The sequence below is a fragment of the Rhodococcus sp. 14-2483-1-1 genome (genome assembly GCF_002259335.1).
GTDB lineage: Bacteria > Actinomycetota > Actinomycetes > Mycobacteriales > Mycobacteriaceae > Rhodococcoides.
In genome coordinates this window covers 233,641-249,713 of sequence record NZ_NPFX01000005.1, presented here as the reverse complement: position 1 = coordinate 249,713, position 16,073 = coordinate 233,641, and the positions used below count along the sequence as shown (strand labels likewise).

Sequence of the window (16,073 nt, the reverse complement as noted above, 5' to 3'; positions counted from 1 at the left end):
AGCAGGCGGATCCCGTTTTGCTCGCGGAGTACTGCGCACGACGCGAAAACCCCAGGACGCCTTGGTCGGACTGGGTCAGCAGGTGCATTTTCATCTCCGCAGTTTCCTGTGGATCCGACGCACCATCGTGCACTATCGCAAGGAAGTCGTCCGACTCATCGCCGAGGTCTCACTCGGGACAGGCGCTCTGGCCGTGATCGGCGGAAGCGTCGTGGTCATCGGTTTCCTCACTGCAGCAGCGGGATACGAGGTCGGTCAGCAGGGAACGAAGACTCTCGGCAACGTGGGCATCGCCGCGCTCGCCGGGTTCGTCTCGGCATTCATCAATACCCGCGAGGCCATTCCCGTGGTGACCGGAGTGGCGTTGACTGCCACGGTCGGTGCCGGATTCACCGCACAACTGGGTGCCATGCGAGTCAGCGAGGAGATCGACGCACTCGAATCGATGTCGGTGCCGTCCATGCCGTATCTGGTGACGACGCGCATCATCGCCGGCTTCGTGGCGGTGATCCCGCTCTACGCGATCGCGCTCATCATGGGTTATCTCGCAACACAATTGGTCACCGTGGTGCTGGCAGGTGAGTCGAGTGGCACCTACGCCCACTACTTCAACGTCTTCCTCGTGCCCAGCGACGTGCTCTGGTCGCTGCTGAAAGTCCTTGCCATGGCGCTCATCGTGATGTCGGTCCACTGCTACCACGGGTACAACGCCAGCGGCGGCCCGGCAGGCGTCGGTGTGGCAGTGGGGCGCGCGGTCCGAACGTCGCTGATCGCCATCATGCTCGTCGACCTCCTGATCGGTATCGCCGTGTTCGGCGGCCCTGCGTCCAACGTTCGGATTTCGGGATGACGCGCACGCGGACGCGCCCAGCGGGCCAGGTGTCCCCGTCCGTGTATCTGGTACTCGGGGCGGTGCTGATCGTGGCCGTAGTGGCGTTGGCCTGGCTGTCCACTGCGTTCTACCGTGGTTTGTTCACCACAACCGATGCGATCACGCTCGAACTCGACCGATCCGGCCTTCTCATGGATCCAGGGTCGGATGTGAAGCTGCGAGGGGTGGTGATCGGCTCCGTCGACACAGTCGAATATCGGGACGGGAGCGCCGTTCTCACTCTCGCGATCACGCCCGACGAACTTCGGAAGGTCCCGTCGAACGTCGCTGTGCATCTCGAACCGACCACGGTCTTCGGTCGCAAGTTCGTCACACTCGAGATGCCGGCCGATCCGTCGCCGTCCTCGCTGCGTCCGGGGTCGACCATCGACGGCGGCTCCGTCACCGTCGAAGTCAACGACGTGTTCGCGAAACTGGTGTCGTTGCTCGACGTCGTGGACCCGCAGAAGGTCAATGCGACTCTGAGTGCAGTGGCGACCGCCCTCGACGGTAGGGGTGAGCAGGCCGGCACTCTGCTCACCGATCTCGACCGGTACCTCGCACAGTTCAACGGCAGCATCCCCACGCTGCAACGCGACATCCCGAAAACTGCCGACAACCTCGATACCTTCGCCGACGCCACACCCGAATTCCTCTCTCTCGCTGCGAATGTCAGCACGACCAGCGACACCGTGGTCGACAAGCAGGCGCAGCTCACTGCGTTCCTGGTCAGCTTCACCGCATTGGGCAACACGGGCGAGGACTTCTTCCGGAACGTAAAGGAACCGATGATCTCAGCACTGTCCGCACTGAGGCCGACCACGGCTCTGTTGGCGCGGTACTCACCGCAGACCGTGTGCTTCTTCCAAGGTATGAGCCAGAACGTTCCGCGGCTCGAGCAGGTGATCGGTGGAACGAAGCCGGGGCTGAACGTGCAGTCCACCATCATCGTCGGCCAGCCCGAGTACACCTACCCGAACAACCTGCCTCTGGTAGGTCTCGACGACGGACCCAACTGCCGGAGCACTCCCGTCGACTACAGCGATCCACTGCCTCCGCACGTGCAATTCCACGACGGCAGCGAGGCCTACACACGAGAGTTCACCGCCGGTGAACTCGCCGACTCCCCGTTGCTGAAACTGTTGTACGGGCCGACCTTCATCTTCGGCCGATGACCGCCAGAGCTCCGGGCCTGAAGTTGATCGTGTTCATGATCATCACGGCGCTCACGACCGCGCTTCTGGCAACGGTGGTCGGAAACATGAGATTCGGACCGACGCGGACGTTCGTGGGAATGTTCGCGGACGCGTCGGGAATCGTGTCGGGCGAGGACGTCAAGCTCGCCGGGGTCCCGGTGGGCAAGGTGAACTCGGTCGACCTGGCGATGGACGGCTCGAACGTCGTCAGCAAGGTCTCGTTCACCGTGGACCGCGCGATCGTCTTGACCTCGGGCACCACGCTGGCGATCAAGTTCAAGAATCTCATCGGTGATCGATACCTCGAAGTGTCCCAGGGCCCAGGCAGTCTCGACGCCCTTCCCGACGAATCGACGGTGCCCCTGGACAAGACCCAGGCGGCGCTCGATCTGGATGAACTCGTCAACGGCTTCAAGCCGCTGCTGCAGGGGCTCAGTCCCGAGGACACGAACATGTTCACGTCCTCACTCGTCCAAGTGCTCAACGGACAGTCGCAGGTCATCGGTTCGTTGGTGCAGCAGATCGGTTCGCTCACCGGAACTTTGGCGGACAAGGACGAGGTGATCGGCCGAGTGATCACTAACCTGAACAACGTGCTGGTCACCGTCGACAGCAGGCGCGGACAGTTCTCGTCGATGATCGATCGACTGCAGAAGATAGTCACAGGACTGTCCGATGACCGGGTGCGCGTGACAGACGCGATCACGAATGTCGATGCGGTGACCGCGACGCTGTCGTCCGTCCTGAGTGAATCCAGACCCTCTCTGCAACAGGACATCACGCAGTTGGGCGCATTGTCGTCGAACTTGAACGCCAGTAGCGACACGTTGAACATGGTGCTCGGCCAGCTCCCCCAGGCGTACAAGTTGCTCGGCCGTGGCACCTACGGCAGCTTCTTCAACTTCTACCTCTGCGGTGTGGCAATCAAGTTCAGTGACCAGCTCACCACCCCCATGGCCGTATCGCCGACCCAGAGGTGCCAGCAATGATCGAGGGGTACCAGAAATGAAGCCGTTCCGAGACAGGAACCCGGTCCCCATCGGGATCGCAGGAACAGTGGGCATAGTTCTCGCGCTCGTCGTTGCCTTCAACTTCGACTCGCTCCAGTTCCTGAACGGAAGCAACACCTACACAGCGGAGTTCGTCGATGCCTCGGGTCTGCACACAGGAGACGACGTGCAGATCAGCGGTGTCAAGGTCGGAAAGGTATCCGACATCGGACTCGACGACGGTGTCGTCGAGGTGGAGTTCTCGGCGACGACGACCGACGTGGTTCTCGGCGACCGAACCGAGGCCGCCATCAAGGTCCAGACCGCGCTGGGACGACGCTATCTCGATCTGGAGCCGGCCGGTTCCGACGTGCTGCGGCCGGGCTCGACCATTCCACGTGAGCGCACGCGCGCCAGCTTCGACGTCAGTACCTCGTTGTCGGATCTGACCCGAACGGTCACGGACACCGATGTGCCGGACCTGTCGGGAACCTTGGACACCGCCGGTCAGGTCTTCGATCGATTGCCCGCCGATCTGCGCGGATCACTCGAGGGCGTGAACCGGCTCTCGCAGACGGTCTCGTCCCGAAACGACGAGTTGCACTCACTGTTCGAGCACGCCGACGGAGTGACCGGCGTACTCGCCGAGCGCAATACCCAACTCTCGCAACTCTTCACCGATGGCCAAGCATTGTTCACCTCGTTGAACGAGCGGTCGGACACCGTGCACTCGCTGCTACTGAACATTCGATCGGTATCGGCACAGTTGACGGCGACCGTGTCGGAGAACCGTGAGCAGATCGGGCCGACACTCGACCAGCTGAACAAGATCGCGCAGCTGCTGCAGAACAACTACGACAACCTGAACCAGAGCTTGACCAGGGCTGCCCCGTTCGTACGGCAACTGGGCGAGTCGGTGGCGTCCGGTCCCTACTTCCAGGTGATCATCCAGAACGTCGTCCCCACCGATCTACGTGGTCAGCTCCCCAACAGCTTCGGAGGAGAGCGATGAAGCGCGCGAGTCGATGGATGCCCGCCACCGGACCTCTGGTCATCGGTCTGGTCGTGTGCGCTCTACTCGCATCGGTGGCGATCGTGGCCGTGGGACATATGTCGAAGATCAGCGTCACCGCCGATTTCACCAACTCGGTCGGGCTGTACGAGGGAGACCCGGTCACCATAGCCGGTGTCCCGGTCGGAACCGTCGACGCGATCACTCCCCAGGGCGCAACCGTTCGTGTGCACCTGACGTTCGACAGCGCGTACGACGTGCCCGCCGATGCGAGCGCAGCCATCGTCGCCCCGACGCTCGTGACAGGACGTTACGTTCAACTGGCTCCGACGTATTCGGGTGGGCCGACGTTGAGCGACGGTGCCGCCATTCCCGTCGAGCGCACCGCGGTTCCGGTGGAGTTCGACCAACTCAAAGACCAGCTCTCGAAGCTGACGGCAGATCTCGGCCCGGAAGGTCTCAACGCGGACGGTTCGGTCAACGAGCTGCTGGCCTCGTCGGCAGACGCGCTGTCCGGCAACGGCTCCACACTGGGAGAAACGGTGCGAAGCCTGTCCGAGGCGACGACCACGTTGAACGACAGCGGCGAGGACATCTTCGCGACGGTCCGCAATCTGCAGGCTTTCGTCTCCGCGCTCTCGGCCAACGACGAACAAGTCGATCGTTTCGTTCGGCAGTTGGCGGACCTGTCGATTCTGTTGAACAACAACAGAACCGAATTCGATGCAGCACTGCAGGAGCTGGTTCCGGCGATGGAGCAGGTGCGCACGTTCGTGGCGGACAACAAGGACCAGTTGAGTATCGAGGTCACCCAGTTGGTCGACATCACGCAGCTTCTGGTCAATCGTGAGGACGACATCGCCGAGCTGCTGCACGTGGCACCGACAGCATTGTCCAACCTGTACAACATCTGGGATCCGTCGGCCAATTCACTGACCGGAGCATTGGCGGTGCCGGATCGGGTCGACCCGCTCAACTTCATCTGCGGACTGCTCACGACCGTGGGAGCACCCCAGAATCAATGTGCCGACATCGCAGCTCAACTCGGTGGCGTGGCTGCGTACGCGGCTCCACCGGCACCGGCCGCGGACAGCCCCGAAGAAGGTGAACGCTGATGAACAGGCGTGTACGCGGCGTCGCCGCTGCGGCAACACTGGCTGCCATGGGGGCGGTCACGGGATGCTCGTTCGACGGACTCAATTCCTTTGCGCTTCCTGGTAACTCGACCGGGGGAGAGCCGGTGTTCACGATCGAGGTCGAGATGGCGGACGTGCAGAACCTGGTCGGTAACTCCGAGGTGAAGGCAGGCAACGTCACGATCGGAACCGTTCGATCGGTTCGGGTCGATTCTTCGATCGCAGTACTGACCGTCGATCTTCGGCAGGATGCGCATCTCGGCTCGAACTCCACGGCGACGCTGGCGCAGAAGAGCCTGCTCGGTGCGCAGTACCTGGAACTCGCCACGCCGGCGGGGCAGGAGACCGTCGGGCAGCTGCGCGACGGTGACGTCATCCCGCTGTCGCGGACCAGCCGCTTTCCGGAAACCGAAGCGGTGCTGTCCACGCTCTCGCTGTTGCTCAACGGTGGTGGACTGCAGCAGATCAGAACGATCACCCGAGAATCCAACGCTGCGCTCGGTGGCAACGAGCAAGAGGTCAACGCTCTCTTCGGCCGGGTGGCCACCTTCGTCGACGGTCTCGATTCGCAGCGTCAGGACATCGTCAGAGCGATCGACTCACTCGACCGGCTCAGCGGTGAACTCGCTTCTCAGACGGGCACCATCGACCGGGCGGTGACGTCGATACAACCGGCGCTCGAAGTGCTCGACGACCAGCAGCAGTTACTGCGCGACATGCTCGGGTCGGTGGGATCGGCGGCCGCAGTGGCGAACGAGGCACTCGACGCGAGCAAGGACGATCTGACCGCCAACCTGGCCAACCTGGCTCCCACGTTGACCGAACTGGCTGCGACCGGCTCCACACTGGCCAATTCGTTGATCATTGCAGGCACGATTCCGTTCCCGGTCACGACGGCCGCCAACACGATTCGCGGTGACTACATCAACCTGTTCATGAATCTCGACATCTCGATTCCGACTCTGCAGAACGACGTACTCGGCAGCATTCCCGACCCGGCCTCGTTGCTCGGAATACGAACGGCCACCGGCGCGGTCGACCCGTTGCTCGCTCCCGTGGGCGGAGAGGAACCGCGATGACCAAGTTCGTTCGTGCCCAGTTGGTGGTGTTTCTGGTCCTGACGGTCGTGAGCCTGTCGTACGTCACCTACAACTACCTCGGACTCAAACGGGTCACCGGGATCGGGACCTATACCGTCGAGGCCCATTTCGCCGATGCGGCGGGGCTGTACGAGAACGCGATCGTGACGTATCGCGGCATCGACGTCGGGTTGGTCCGCAGTGTCTCGGTCACGCCGACCGATGTGGTTGCCGAGCTCCAGATCGACTCGGAGTATTCGATCCCGGCGTCGTCTGCAGCCGCCGTCAAGAGCGTCTCCGCGATCGGCGAGCAGTATGTGGATTTCACACCGGAATCGGAGGACGGCCCGTTCCTGGTGGACGGATCCGAAGTCTCGGTCGACTCGACGTCGGTGCCGACCTCGACGGGAACGCTGCTGTCCAACGCCCAGGCTCTACTGGCGTCGGTTCCCGGCGAAGACCTGCGTACGACGATCGACGAATCGTTCGACGCCTTCAACGGTCTCGGGCCGGATCTGGCGCGGCTGCTCGACTCGTCCCAGTCGTTGGTCTCACTCGCGTTGGCGAACGTCGATCCCACGGTCCGCCTGATCGAGGACTCGGAACCGTTGCTGGACACCGGCATCGACGTTCGCCCACAGACGCTGTCCTCGGTGTCGGATCTGAACGGGTTCTCCGAGCAGTTGGTGGCGAACGACGCGCAGATCCGCGACACCCTCGACGTCGGTCCCGGCTTTGCCGACACGGTGAGCTCTGCGTTCACCCAACTCCAGCCGGCCCTACCGATGATGCTGGCGAACCTGCAGACCGTCGGTCAGGTTGCACAGGTCAATCTCCCCGGGATCGAACACGTTCTGGTCGTCTACCCGGCACTGTCCTCGGCTGTGGGCAACGTGTTCCGCGAATTCCCGCTCGGGGGAGATCCCGATCGGGGGCAGGGTCCACTGGATGTCAAGCTCGGCAGTACACAGCGGCCTGCACCCTGCACGGAGGGGTTCGGCGGTATCGAGCGCCGCGACCCGTCCGACACCTCGCCCATGGACCCCGATACCAATGCGTATTGCACACTCCCTCAGGATGATCCACGTGCGGTGCGCAGTGCGCGAAACCAGCCGTGTGCTACCGATCGGTCGGTGCGGACAGCAGAGGTGGCCAACTGCCCCCGCGGGCTGCCCTCGACCTGGGCCGAGATGTTGGCACGCCCCAACGGTGCCACGGGCCCCGGCCAGACCGTGCCTACGCCCGTGGTCGCTCCGGTCGCTCCGGCTGCGCCCGTTGCCGAGTCGGTGCCGGCAGCAACGGAACCCACGACCGAAGCGGAGGAGGGCATGTTCGGGTTCCGCGACACGGGCGAATCGGTGCCGTACGACCCGTCCACGGGCAACTTCTTCGCTCCCGACGGAAAGATGTACACGCTCTCCGGCGTCGACGACACGAACAATGGAAAGGAGCTTCGAACATGGCAGGATCTGTGGTTGACCCCACTGAGGAAGTAGCGACACAGGATGAGCCGGTGGAGGATTCCGGTGCAGAGGGCACATCCACCGCAGGCAACGGCGCCGGCCGCCGGCTGACCGCGCTGTGCGCGGTGTTGCTCGTACTGTTCGTGAGTGCAGTGGCCGCGGCGACTGTGTTCACCGTCCAGAGCCGCGACGGTCGTGAGGTCACCGCTCGCAACGACGCGGTGCTCAGCACTGCCCGCGCCGCTGCGGTCAATCTCGTCACGCTTCGTTATTCGTCCGCTCGTGACGACCTGGACCGCATTCTGGCATCGACGACGGGTGATTTTCGGAACCAATTCTCCGATGTGTCCGGCAGTTTCGAGAAGGTACTCGGTGACGGGCAGGTCGACTCGACGGGACAGGTGAACGAAGCAGGCGTCGTCACGTCGGACGAGAACGCCGCGACGGTGTTGGCGGCAGTGACGTCCACCGTGAAGAACACGGAAGCTCCCGATGGGGAGGAAAGGACGTATCGCATGAAGATCAGCCTGGAACACATCGACGAGTCCTGGCTCGTGTCGAACGTGGAGTTCGTCGCATGAGGCGTCCTGGGCGGTGGTCGCGGCGAACCGCGAAGGTCACCGCGTCGATTCTCGGAGTGCTGACGGTCGGAGCGATCGCAGGAGCGGCCTGGACCTGGTCCGAGGCCCGTACGGACGAGCAGATCAGTGCCGCACGGACAGCGGCGACGGCGGTTGCGGGCGAACAGGTTCCGCGTCTGCTCTCCTACACACCCGACACGGTCGATACTGCCTTGACCGACGCGTCCGATGCACTCACCGGGGAGTTCAAGGACCAGTTCGGTGAGCTCTCGACGACGGTGATCGCCCCGACCTCCAAGGACAAGGGCGTGACGACCGACGCCACCGTGGTGGAGTCCTCGATCGTCGACGTCGACGTCGATTCCGCGACCCTGCTCATGTTCGTCAACCAGACGACGACCACCACCGCGGATCCGGCACCCGCTCTTGCCGGCAGCAGAGTCGTCGTGGCACTCGTCGATACCGATCAGGGATGGAAGATCTCGGACCTGCACCCGGTGTGAGTCAGAGTGGGCGGTACGAGTCCGTCGGGCCGTCGGTGGTTCGGGAGACGTAGCCGCGCCATTCGAGGAGGTCTGCGTGCGCGACGGCTTCGAGGATCGCCGTCCACTGCTGGTTCGGGGCCAGTTCGGCCAAACCGATGTTGCGTCTGGTCCACTTCATGGCCGACGCGATGGCGAGTCCGGTCGATGCTCCGGCGTCGATCAGTTCGTGTACTTCACGTAGTCGGGCTTCGTGATGGTCGATCAATTCCTGAGCTCGCTCGTGAACGACCGGCTGCGGGATTCCGTGGGCCGGCATCATCTCGGCCGGAGCATGATCGACGAGCAGTCGAAGTGACGTCAGGTAGGACCGTAGGGCCATCCGGTCCGGGGAGCGCTCGTAAGCGATCGACGGGGTGATCCGGGGCAGTACGTGATCGCCGCTGAACAACAGGTTGCTCGTCTTGTCGTGAAACACCAGGTGTCCGCGTGTATGTCCCGGTGTGGACAGTACTTTGACGACGGTTCCGGACAGTCGAAGGTTCTCGTCCCCGTCGAGGTACTGGGTCGGATGCCCGTACGCCGTGTGTTTCTCGGTGTCGGCAACCGGCGTGGCTTCGAGTCGTCTCGCATGTTCGTCCGCGCCTGCCCCGTCGAGCAATCCGACCTGGTTCGGGAATGCCCCGTCGAGTTCGGCCCACGCCCGAATGCTGTGCTGCTCGTTCCGTCCGAGCAGCAGGGTGGTTCTACGCTCTCGGTGCAGTGCGTATGCCTGGGTGTAGTGGTCCCAATGCGAGTGCGTGACAAGCATTGTCGAGACCTCGTCCATCGAGGAGCCGGCCTCTGTCAAAGCTGTGTTCAGCGACTGCTCGGTGTCCTCGGACACCCAACCCGGGTCGATCAGGGTGACTCCGTCGGTGCCCAACAGGGCGTAGCAGTTGACGCTCTTCAGTTCCGGTATCGGCAGGGGCAGAGGTATTCGCAGGACGTTGTCGGCCACGAATTCCCACTGGCCCACCTCGATCGGAGGTGTGGTGGTTGTGCACTCCGGTGCTCGAGTGGATCCATTCACGGCCGGTACTCCCTCGCTGGTGAAACGGGTCGGGCATTCTCATCGAATTTAACATGTGATAAAAAGTGTCGACGATGCGAGGTTCGCATCGATGGACGCCGTCGATCGGCCGGTGATCTCGAACATCAACTCGAATGCCAAGGAGAATCGACATGCCAGGAGTCAAGGACCGCGTCGTGGTCGTCACGGGAAGCGGCGGTGGACTGGGCCGCGAGTACGCATTGCTGTCGGCCGCGGAAGGCGCTCGGGTCGTCGTCAACGACCTCGGCGGATCCAAGGACGGTTCGGGACGCGGTTCTGCGATGGCGGACGACGTGGTCGCCGAAATCCGCGACGCGGGCGGTGAGGCGGTCACCAACTACGATGACATCTCGACCACCGACGGTGCCCAGCGGGTGATCGATACTGCGATATCGACTTTCGGAGCGGTCCACGGGATCGTCAACAACGCGGGAATCCTCCGTGACGGGTCCTTCGTCAAGATGACCCCCGAATCGTGGGACGCCGTGATGAAGGTGCACCTGTACGGCAGCTTCAACATCACTCGCGCAGCGTGGCCGCACCTGAAGGAACAGGGATTCGGGCGAATCGTGATGGCAACCTCGACGAGTGGCTTGTTCGGGAACTTCGGTCAGGCCAACTACGGCGCCGCCAAAGCAGGGCTGGTCGGGTTGCTCAACACGCTGGCGATCGAGGGGGAGCGAAGCAACATTCTCGTCAACGCGGTCGCGCCGATGGCCGCAACCAGGATGACCGAAGGCATCGCTCCCCAGGACCTTCTGGACACGCTTCCGCCCGCCTTCGTGGCACCGGTGGTCGGATATCTGCTGACCGAGGAGTCGACCACCACGGGCTCGGTTTTCGTCGCGGGCGGCGGAGCGGTGTATCGGGTTGCTCAGTTCCAGAACGACGGCGTCAGGTTCGAGACGCCCCCGTCGGTCGGTGTCGTCGCCGAACGGTGGTCGGAGATCACCGATCTGAGCGGCGCGCGCGTGGGATCGAACCCTCTTGGCTGAGCACCCCGGACCCCTCTCGGGCATCCGGGTTCTCGAGATCGGGGGAATGGGACCTACCCCGTTCGCCGGAATGACCCTGGCGGACATGGGTGCCGAGGTCGTTCGGGTGGAACGTCCCGGCGGACTCGGAGTGTTCCCAGGAAAGCCGGAGCAGGACATCCTCAACCGAGGCAAACGCTCGATCGGTCTCGACCTGAAGTCTCGCGATGCGGTCGATGCCGTGCTGACGATGGTGGAGCGTGCCGACATTCTGATCGAAGGCGGGCGGCCGGGCGTCGCCGAGCGGCTGGGAATCGGACCGAACGACTGCCACGCACGCAATCCCGCGCTGGTCTACGGCCGGATGACCGGTTGGGGTCAGGACGGTCCGCTGGCCACCAGCGCCGGGCACGACATCGGCTACATCGCCATCACCGGCGCTCTCCACGCCATCGGTGATGCGGGCGGCCCTCCGCAGATTCCGCTGAACCTCGTCGGCGACTTCGGTGGCGGCAGTACCTATCTGGTGATGGGCGTCCTGGCGGCATTGCTGGAATCGAGGGTGACCGGGCGTGGTCGCGTGGTGGACGCGGCGATCGTCGACGGCACTGCGCACCTGCTGGCCGGCACCCACGCTCTGATGAACACCGGTACGTGGTCCGATACCCGCGGAGTGAACATGCTCGACGGCGGAGCGCCGTACTACGGGGTGTACAAGACCCGGGACGGCCGACACATGGCAGTCGGAGCCATCGAGCCGAAGTTCTATGCGCTGCTGCTCGACGGACTCGGCGTGACGGGACTGGACCCAGGTGCTCAGAACGACAGGAGCACCTGGGCGGCAACGGCATCGGTGATCGCGTCTGCGTTCATGACTCGGACGCAACGGGAATGGACGGCGGTGTTCGGCGGTACCGACGCGTGCGTGTCACCTGTGCTGAGCATGCTGGAGGCGCTCGATCATCCGCACATCCGCGGCCGTGGTTCTGTGGTGCGGGACAACGGCCTGGTGCAGCCGATGCCTGCGCCGAGATTCTCAGGCATCGAACCGGCCGTCACGGCGGGGCCGCCCGCGGTCGGGCAGCATACCGAGGACGTACTACTGCAGTGGGGTGTCGATCCTGAGCCGTTGCTCGAGTCCGGAGCGGCCTTTCAGGGCTGAGGAGTCGACGGCGCATCCCGACGGGCGGCGTCGAGCAGAAGTCGCAGTGACCATTCGAGGTCCGCGGCATCCTCGTCGTGCAACACCGATTGTTCGAACCCGGTGAGCATCGCGACCCCGGCGAGCGCGTAGCGGCGCGCGAGCTGCGGGTCCGACACGACGTGCTCGAACGCTTCTTCGGCGACGTCGTACCGCTGCAGGTCGACCGTTCGTTGAACGCGCGCCGCGGTGGGATCGACTGCGGCCCAAGCGCGGATGGCGGCCTCGGCACGGTGTGGGAGATTTCCGACTGCCTCCACGAGCATTCCCAACCGTTCGACCGGATCGCTGTGCGCCTGAGCGGTTTCGGCGATCCGCACGGTTCGTTCCTGATACCAGAAGTCGAGGAATTCGGTGCAGAAATCCTTCCACCCTCCGAAGCTGTGGTAGAACGCGCCGGTGGTGACACCGAGGGATTTGCACAGGGCGGCTTGCTTGAAGCCTCCGTAGCCGACCGTGGCCAACAACACGAGGGCGTGTTCGAAGAACGGCCGCTTCAGGTCGCCACCGGCTCGGGGCGGTGGCCCGGGCCGGTGCTCCGGGACGGATGTTCGTTCGTTCACCGTTCGATGATACGGGGCAGGCATGGTCCTGCCGAAACCTCGGCCGTCCGAGGCTTGCGTAATTCCGTAAGTCGAGTTATGTTCGTGTGACGCACCGCACAGGTGCGCCAAGGTGTGAGGGTTTCCGACTCGCTTGTCCAGCATCTGTTTCTAATCAAACAAAGATTAAAAGAGATGATTCTGGCGGTCTACCAGGAGGTTTAGCAGTGAGCTTCACAGACTCGAACGAGGTCAAGAAGTATCTCGGAGGAATCTTCGAGGCCGCGTTCGCAGACGCGGAGATCGGTCCCAAGCTGAGGGACACCGGCATCGTGCTCAAGACGATCTACACCGATCCGGAGTCGATCCTGGTCATCGACACCACGACCGGAGAGGTCACGGGCGGCGACGAATCGTCCGCCTCGACCGCGACCATGCGGATGTCCGCAGACACCGGCAACGCGTACTGGCAGGGGAAGGTCAACCTGCCGCTGGCCATGGCCAAGAGCAAGATCAAGGTCGAGGGCAACGTCGCGTCCCTGCTGAAGTTGGCACCGCTGGGCAAGAAGTTGTATCCGAGCTACGTCGCGGCCCTTCAGGCCGACGGCCGCGACGACCTGCTGGTCTGAAGGGGCTGAGAACAGACATGTATCCCGGCATCCATGCCAAGTCCAACCCGGACAAGCCGGCGGTCATCCTCGCAGGCAGTGGGGAGACCGTCACCTACGGCGAACTCGACCGGCGTTCGACCGTCCTCGCCTCCGCTATGCATCGCCTCGGTCTTCGGAAGGGTGACGGCATCGCGATCCTTGCCGACAACGCCGCAGAGGTATTCGAGATCTACTGGGCTGGAATGCAATCCGGCTTCTACATCACGCCGGTCAACAAGAATCTCGCAGCCGACGAGGTGGCGTACATCGTCACCGATTGTGATGCCAAGGTGCTGTTCGTGTCCGGTGCTCTCTCCGGATTGGGCGCAGACGTTCGCGCACTGTTGCCGACGCTGATGCACGCCTACGCATTCGGAGACGCGATCGAGGGTTACGAGTCCTACTCCGACCTGCTGAGCCAGGGCGGCATTCCGCTCGTCGATCGTCCGCGCGGCGCAGACATGATGTACTCCTCCGGAACCACAGGTCGGCCCAAGGGCATCCGCTCGGCCATGCTTCCGATCCAGGTCGATCAGCCGGGCGACCCGATCGCGGGACTGCTGGGCCACATGTTCGAGGTCGGCCCCGACGACGTGTACCTGCAACCGGCACCGATCTATCACGCAGCTCCGTTGAAGTGGTCCGGTGCCGTCCACGCGCTCGGCGGCACGGTCGTGATGATGGAGAAATTCGATGCGGAGGGCGCGCTCGCGGCCATCGAGAAGTACGGCGCAACGATCGCGCAATTCGTTCCCACGATGTTCGTTCGCATGTTGCAGCTCCCCGAGGACGTGCGGAACCGCTACGGCCATTCCAGTCTTCGGCTGGCCGTTCACGCCGCGGCACCGTGTCCACCCGAAGTGAAGCAAGCGATGATCGATTGGTGGGGCCCGGTGCTGTTCGAGTACTACGGATCCACCGAGCAGAACGGCATGACGTTCGTGTCCTCGGCCGAGTGGCTGCGCAAGCCCGGGTCGGTCGGTAAGGCGGTCGTCGGAGACCTCCACATCTGCGACGAGGAAGGCAACGAGTCGAATCCGGGTGACATCGGAACGGTCTACTTCGCGCGCGAGACCATGCCGTTCGTCTATCACAAGGACGAGAAGAAGACCGACGAAGCACGCCACCCGCATCATCCGACGTGGACGAGCGTCGGCGACCTCGGATACGTCGACGACGACGGTTACCTGTTCCTCACGGATCGAAAGTCGTTCGTGATCATCTCCGGCGGGGTCAACATCTACCCGCAGGAGATCGAGAACGTACTGGCCATGCACGACAAGATCTTCGATATCGCGGTCATCGGGGTCCCGGATGCGGAGATGGGCCAGTCGGTCAAGGCTGTCGTTCAACTCAAGCCGGGCGTCGAGCCGTCGGACGAGTTGGGGCAGGAGATCATCGAGTACGTGCGCGCCCGCATCGCTCGATTCAAGGCACCACGTTCGGTCGATTTCGTCGACGAACTGCCTCGCACACCCACCGGCAAATTGGTCAAGCGTGAATTGGAAAAGTCCTACCAGGTGCAAGGAGCGGTGTCGTCATGACGTCTGTCGTCGAAAGTCCTCGTAGGTCGTACGATCCGCTGTCCGTCTCGCACCTCGGTTTCTGGGCGTCGACTGCCGACGAACGCGAGAAGACGTTCTCGGTGCTCCGTCGGGAACGACCGATCAGCTGGCACCCTCCGCTCGAGGGTGGCCTCATGCCGCCGGAGAACGACGGTGTGTGGGTGTGTACCTCACACGAGTTGATCGCCGAGGTCAGCAAGCATCCGGAGCTGTTCTGCTCGGGACAGGGCTTCCAGTTCGAGGAAGTCCCGGACGACATCCTGGAGGCAGCTGGGTCGTTCCTCGGGATGGACTCGCCGCGCCACGGCGCTCTGCGCAAACTGGTCAGCGCAGCGTTCACCCCGAAGCAGGTCTCGAAGATCCACGATCAGATCAAGCGTCAGGCCGCCAGCATCGTCGACGACGTTCTGCAGACACCGTCGGGAGACTTCGTCACGCAGGTGTCCAAGCGTCTGCCGATGTGGACCATCTACGAAATGATGGGTCTCGACGATGAAGACAAACGCAACGAGGCTGCACACCATGCCGACGGAATGGTCTCGTGGGCGGACGAGGACGTCGCTGCCGGAAGAGAACCGGGTGAGGTACTCAACGACGCCCTCGTCAGTCTGTTGATGTTGGGAATGGACCTCGCCGCCGAGCGTCGGGCGCACCCGCGCAGCGACCTGATGACCAACCTGGTCAACGCCGAGGTCGATGGCAAGAAGTTGACGGACGAAGAGATCGGATCGTTCTTCGTGTTGTTGTCGGTCGCAGGAAACGACACGACGCGCAACACGATCAGCCTCACTCAGCGCGCATTGCAACTGAATCCGGACCAGCGAGACTTCCTGCTCGGAGATTTCGACGGCCGAATCGGCACTGCGATCGAGGAATTCGTTCGCTACAACTCTCCGGTCATGACATTCCGGCGTACCGCCACCCAGGACACCGTGCTCGGTGGAGAGAACATTCGGGCAGGTGACTGGGTCGCGATGATCTACTCGTCGGGCAATCGAGACGAGAAGGTATTCGATCGTCCGGACCTGTTCGATATTTCGCGAAACCCCAACCCGCACCAAGGGTTCGGCGGTGGTGGCCCGCACTTCTGCATGGGAAATTTCGTGGCGAAGATGCAACTGCGCGAGATCTTCGATCAGCTGCTGCATCGCGCTCCCGGCCTCACCGTCGGCGAACCGACGTATTTGGCCGGCAACTTCGTCCACGCAGTGAAATCACTGCCGTACTCCCTCTAGCTTT

At 63.2% G+C, this 16,073-nt stretch carries 16 protein-coding genes; 14 read left to right on the top strand and 2 right to left on the bottom strand.

All coding sequences use genetic code 11. The annotated features are described in order from the left end of the window. Positions 1-31: 31 nt before the first annotated feature. The 9 genes from CH294_RS04710 to CH294_RS04670 are packed head-to-tail and all read left to right on the top strand — an operon-like array spanning position 32 to position 8,830. Entirely contained in the window at positions 32-850 is an 819-nt protein-coding gene (locus tag CH294_RS04710) for an ABC transporter permease (protein WP_052048012.1), read from the top strand. Next, positions 847-2,046: an MCE family protein gene (locus CH294_RS04705; RefSeq protein ID WP_094737125.1), complete on the top strand. Its 1,200-nt coding sequence runs from the start codon at positions 847-849 to the stop codon at positions 2,044-2,046. Before CH294_RS04710 ends, CH294_RS04705 begins: the two co-directional genes overlap by 4 nt. Continuing rightward, positions 2,043-3,056 (top strand): MCE family protein, encoded by a 1,014-nt coding sequence (locus CH294_RS04700; RefSeq protein WP_249305048.1) that lies wholly within the window; start codon positions 2,043-2,045, stop codon positions 3,054-3,056. The genes CH294_RS04705 and CH294_RS04700 overlap by 4 nt, the downstream gene beginning before the upstream one ends. Positions 3,057-3,072: 16 nt before the next feature. Beyond that, a complete protein-coding gene (locus tag CH294_RS04695; RefSeq protein ID WP_094737124.1) occupies positions 3,073-4,068 on the top strand; it encodes an MCE family protein in 996 nt (331 codons plus the stop codon). Next, positions 4,065-5,183 (top strand): MCE family protein, encoded by a 1,119-nt coding sequence (locus CH294_RS04690; RefSeq protein ID WP_094737123.1) that lies wholly within the window; start codon positions 4,065-4,067, stop codon positions 5,181-5,183. The genes CH294_RS04695 and CH294_RS04690 overlap by 4 nt, the downstream gene beginning before the upstream one ends. Continuing rightward, positions 5,183-6,283, top strand: a complete 1,101-nt coding sequence (locus tag CH294_RS04685) for an MCE family protein (protein WP_094737122.1) — start codon at positions 5,183-5,185, stop codon at positions 6,281-6,283. The genes CH294_RS04690 and CH294_RS04685 overlap by 1 nt, the downstream gene beginning before the upstream one ends. Next, on the top strand, positions 6,280-7,779 hold the full coding sequence (locus tag CH294_RS04680; RefSeq protein WP_094737121.1) for an MlaD family protein: 1,500 nt from the start codon (positions 6,280-6,282) through the stop codon (positions 7,777-7,779). Before CH294_RS04685 ends, CH294_RS04680 begins: the two co-directional genes overlap by 4 nt. Before the next feature lie 17 nt (positions 7,780-7,796). Continuing rightward, entirely contained in the window at positions 7,797-8,327 is a 531-nt protein-coding gene (locus CH294_RS04675) for a hypothetical protein (protein WP_141216441.1), read from the top strand. Continuing rightward, a complete protein-coding gene (locus CH294_RS04670; protein WP_052047991.1) occupies positions 8,324-8,830 on the top strand; it encodes a hypothetical protein in 507 nt (168 codons plus the stop codon). The genes CH294_RS04675 and CH294_RS04670 overlap by 4 nt, the downstream gene beginning before the upstream one ends. A 1-nt stretch (position 8,831) precedes the next feature. Here the strand turns inward: CH294_RS04670 and CH294_RS04665 are convergent, their stop codons facing one another. Further along, on the bottom strand, positions 8,832-9,881 hold the full coding sequence (locus CH294_RS04665) for an MBL fold metallo-hydrolase (RefSeq protein WP_094737119.1): 1,050 nt from the start codon (positions 9,879-9,881) through the stop codon (positions 8,832-8,834). Between the two features lie 152 nt (positions 9,882-10,033). Here CH294_RS04665 and CH294_RS04660 point away from each other — a divergent pair, with 152 nt between their 5' ends. Both CH294_RS04660 and CH294_RS04655 read left to right on the top strand, forming a co-directional pair. Further along, the gene (locus tag CH294_RS04660) at positions 10,034-10,897 is read left to right on the top strand and encodes an SDR family NAD(P)-dependent oxidoreductase (RefSeq protein WP_094737118.1); all 864 of its coding nucleotides are present in this window, start codon (positions 10,034-10,036) and stop codon (positions 10,895-10,897) included. Further along, positions 10,890-12,038 carry a CaiB/BaiF CoA-transferase family protein gene (locus CH294_RS04655; RefSeq protein WP_249305047.1) on the top strand — a complete coding sequence of 383 codons (1,149 nt, stop codon included), beginning with the start codon at positions 10,890-10,892 and terminating at the stop codon, positions 12,036-12,038. The genes CH294_RS04660 and CH294_RS04655 overlap by 8 nt, the downstream gene beginning before the upstream one ends. Here CH294_RS04655 and CH294_RS04650 read toward each other — a convergent pair. Next, complete coding sequence (locus CH294_RS04650) at positions 12,029-12,640, bottom strand: TetR/AcrR family transcriptional regulator (RefSeq protein ID WP_052047992.1); 612 nt, start codon at positions 12,638-12,640, stop codon at positions 12,029-12,031. The two genes, CH294_RS04655 and CH294_RS04650, sit on opposite strands and share 10 nt — an antisense overlap. Before the next feature lie 206 nt (positions 12,641-12,846). Between CH294_RS04650 and CH294_RS04645 the strand changes: the two genes are divergently transcribed. From CH294_RS04645 to CH294_RS04635, 3 genes are read left to right on the top strand one after another with little or no spacing between them, the layout of a single operon-like run. Beyond that, a complete protein-coding gene (locus CH294_RS04645) occupies positions 12,847-13,248 on the top strand; it encodes an SCP2 sterol-binding domain-containing protein (RefSeq protein ID WP_032367170.1) in 402 nt (133 codons plus the stop codon). Positions 13,249-13,265: 17 nt separating this feature from the next. Continuing rightward, positions 13,266-14,813, top strand: coding sequence for an acyl-CoA synthetase (locus CH294_RS04640; RefSeq protein WP_094737117.1), 1,548 nt, complete (start codon positions 13,266-13,268; stop codon positions 14,811-14,813). Then, the gene (locus CH294_RS04635) at positions 14,810-16,069 is read left to right on the top strand and encodes a cytochrome P450 (RefSeq protein WP_094737116.1); all 1,260 of its coding nucleotides are present in this window, start codon (positions 14,810-14,812) and stop codon (positions 16,067-16,069) included. The genes CH294_RS04640 and CH294_RS04635 overlap by 4 nt, the downstream gene beginning before the upstream one ends. The last annotated feature ends 4 nt before the right edge of the window (positions 16,070-16,073 follow it).

Coding starts and splice junctions, on each gene's coding strand:
- CH294_RS04705 (WP_094737125.1), top strand. CDS start 847: ATGACGCGCACGCGGACGCGCCCAGCGGGCCAGGTGTCCCCGTCCGTG.
- CH294_RS04700 (WP_249305048.1), top strand. CDS start 2,043: ATGACCGCCAGAGCTCCGGGCCTGAAGTTGATCGTGTTCATGATCATC.
- CH294_RS04695 (WP_094737124.1), top strand. CDS start 3,073: ATGAAGCCGTTCCGAGACAGGAACCCGGTCCCCATCGGGATCGCAGGA.
- CH294_RS04690 (WP_094737123.1), top strand. CDS start 4,065: ATGAAGCGCGCGAGTCGATGGATGCCCGCCACCGGACCTCTGGTCATC.
- CH294_RS04685 (WP_094737122.1), top strand. CDS start 5,183: ATGAACAGGCGTGTACGCGGCGTCGCCGCTGCGGCAACACTGGCTGCC.
- CH294_RS04680 (WP_094737121.1), top strand. CDS start 6,280: ATGACCAAGTTCGTTCGTGCCCAGTTGGTGGTGTTTCTGGTCCTGACG.
- CH294_RS04670 (WP_052047991.1), top strand. CDS start 8,324: ATGAGGCGTCCTGGGCGGTGGTCGCGGCGAACCGCGAAGGTCACCGCG.
- CH294_RS04660 (WP_094737118.1), top strand. CDS start 10,034: ATGCCAGGAGTCAAGGACCGCGTCGTGGTCGTCACGGGAAGCGGCGGT.
- CH294_RS04640 (WP_094737117.1), top strand. CDS start 13,266: ATGTATCCCGGCATCCATGCCAAGTCCAACCCGGACAAGCCGGCGGTC.
- CH294_RS04635 (WP_094737116.1), top strand. CDS start 14,810: ATGACGTCTGTCGTCGAAAGTCCTCGTAGGTCGTACGATCCGCTGTCC.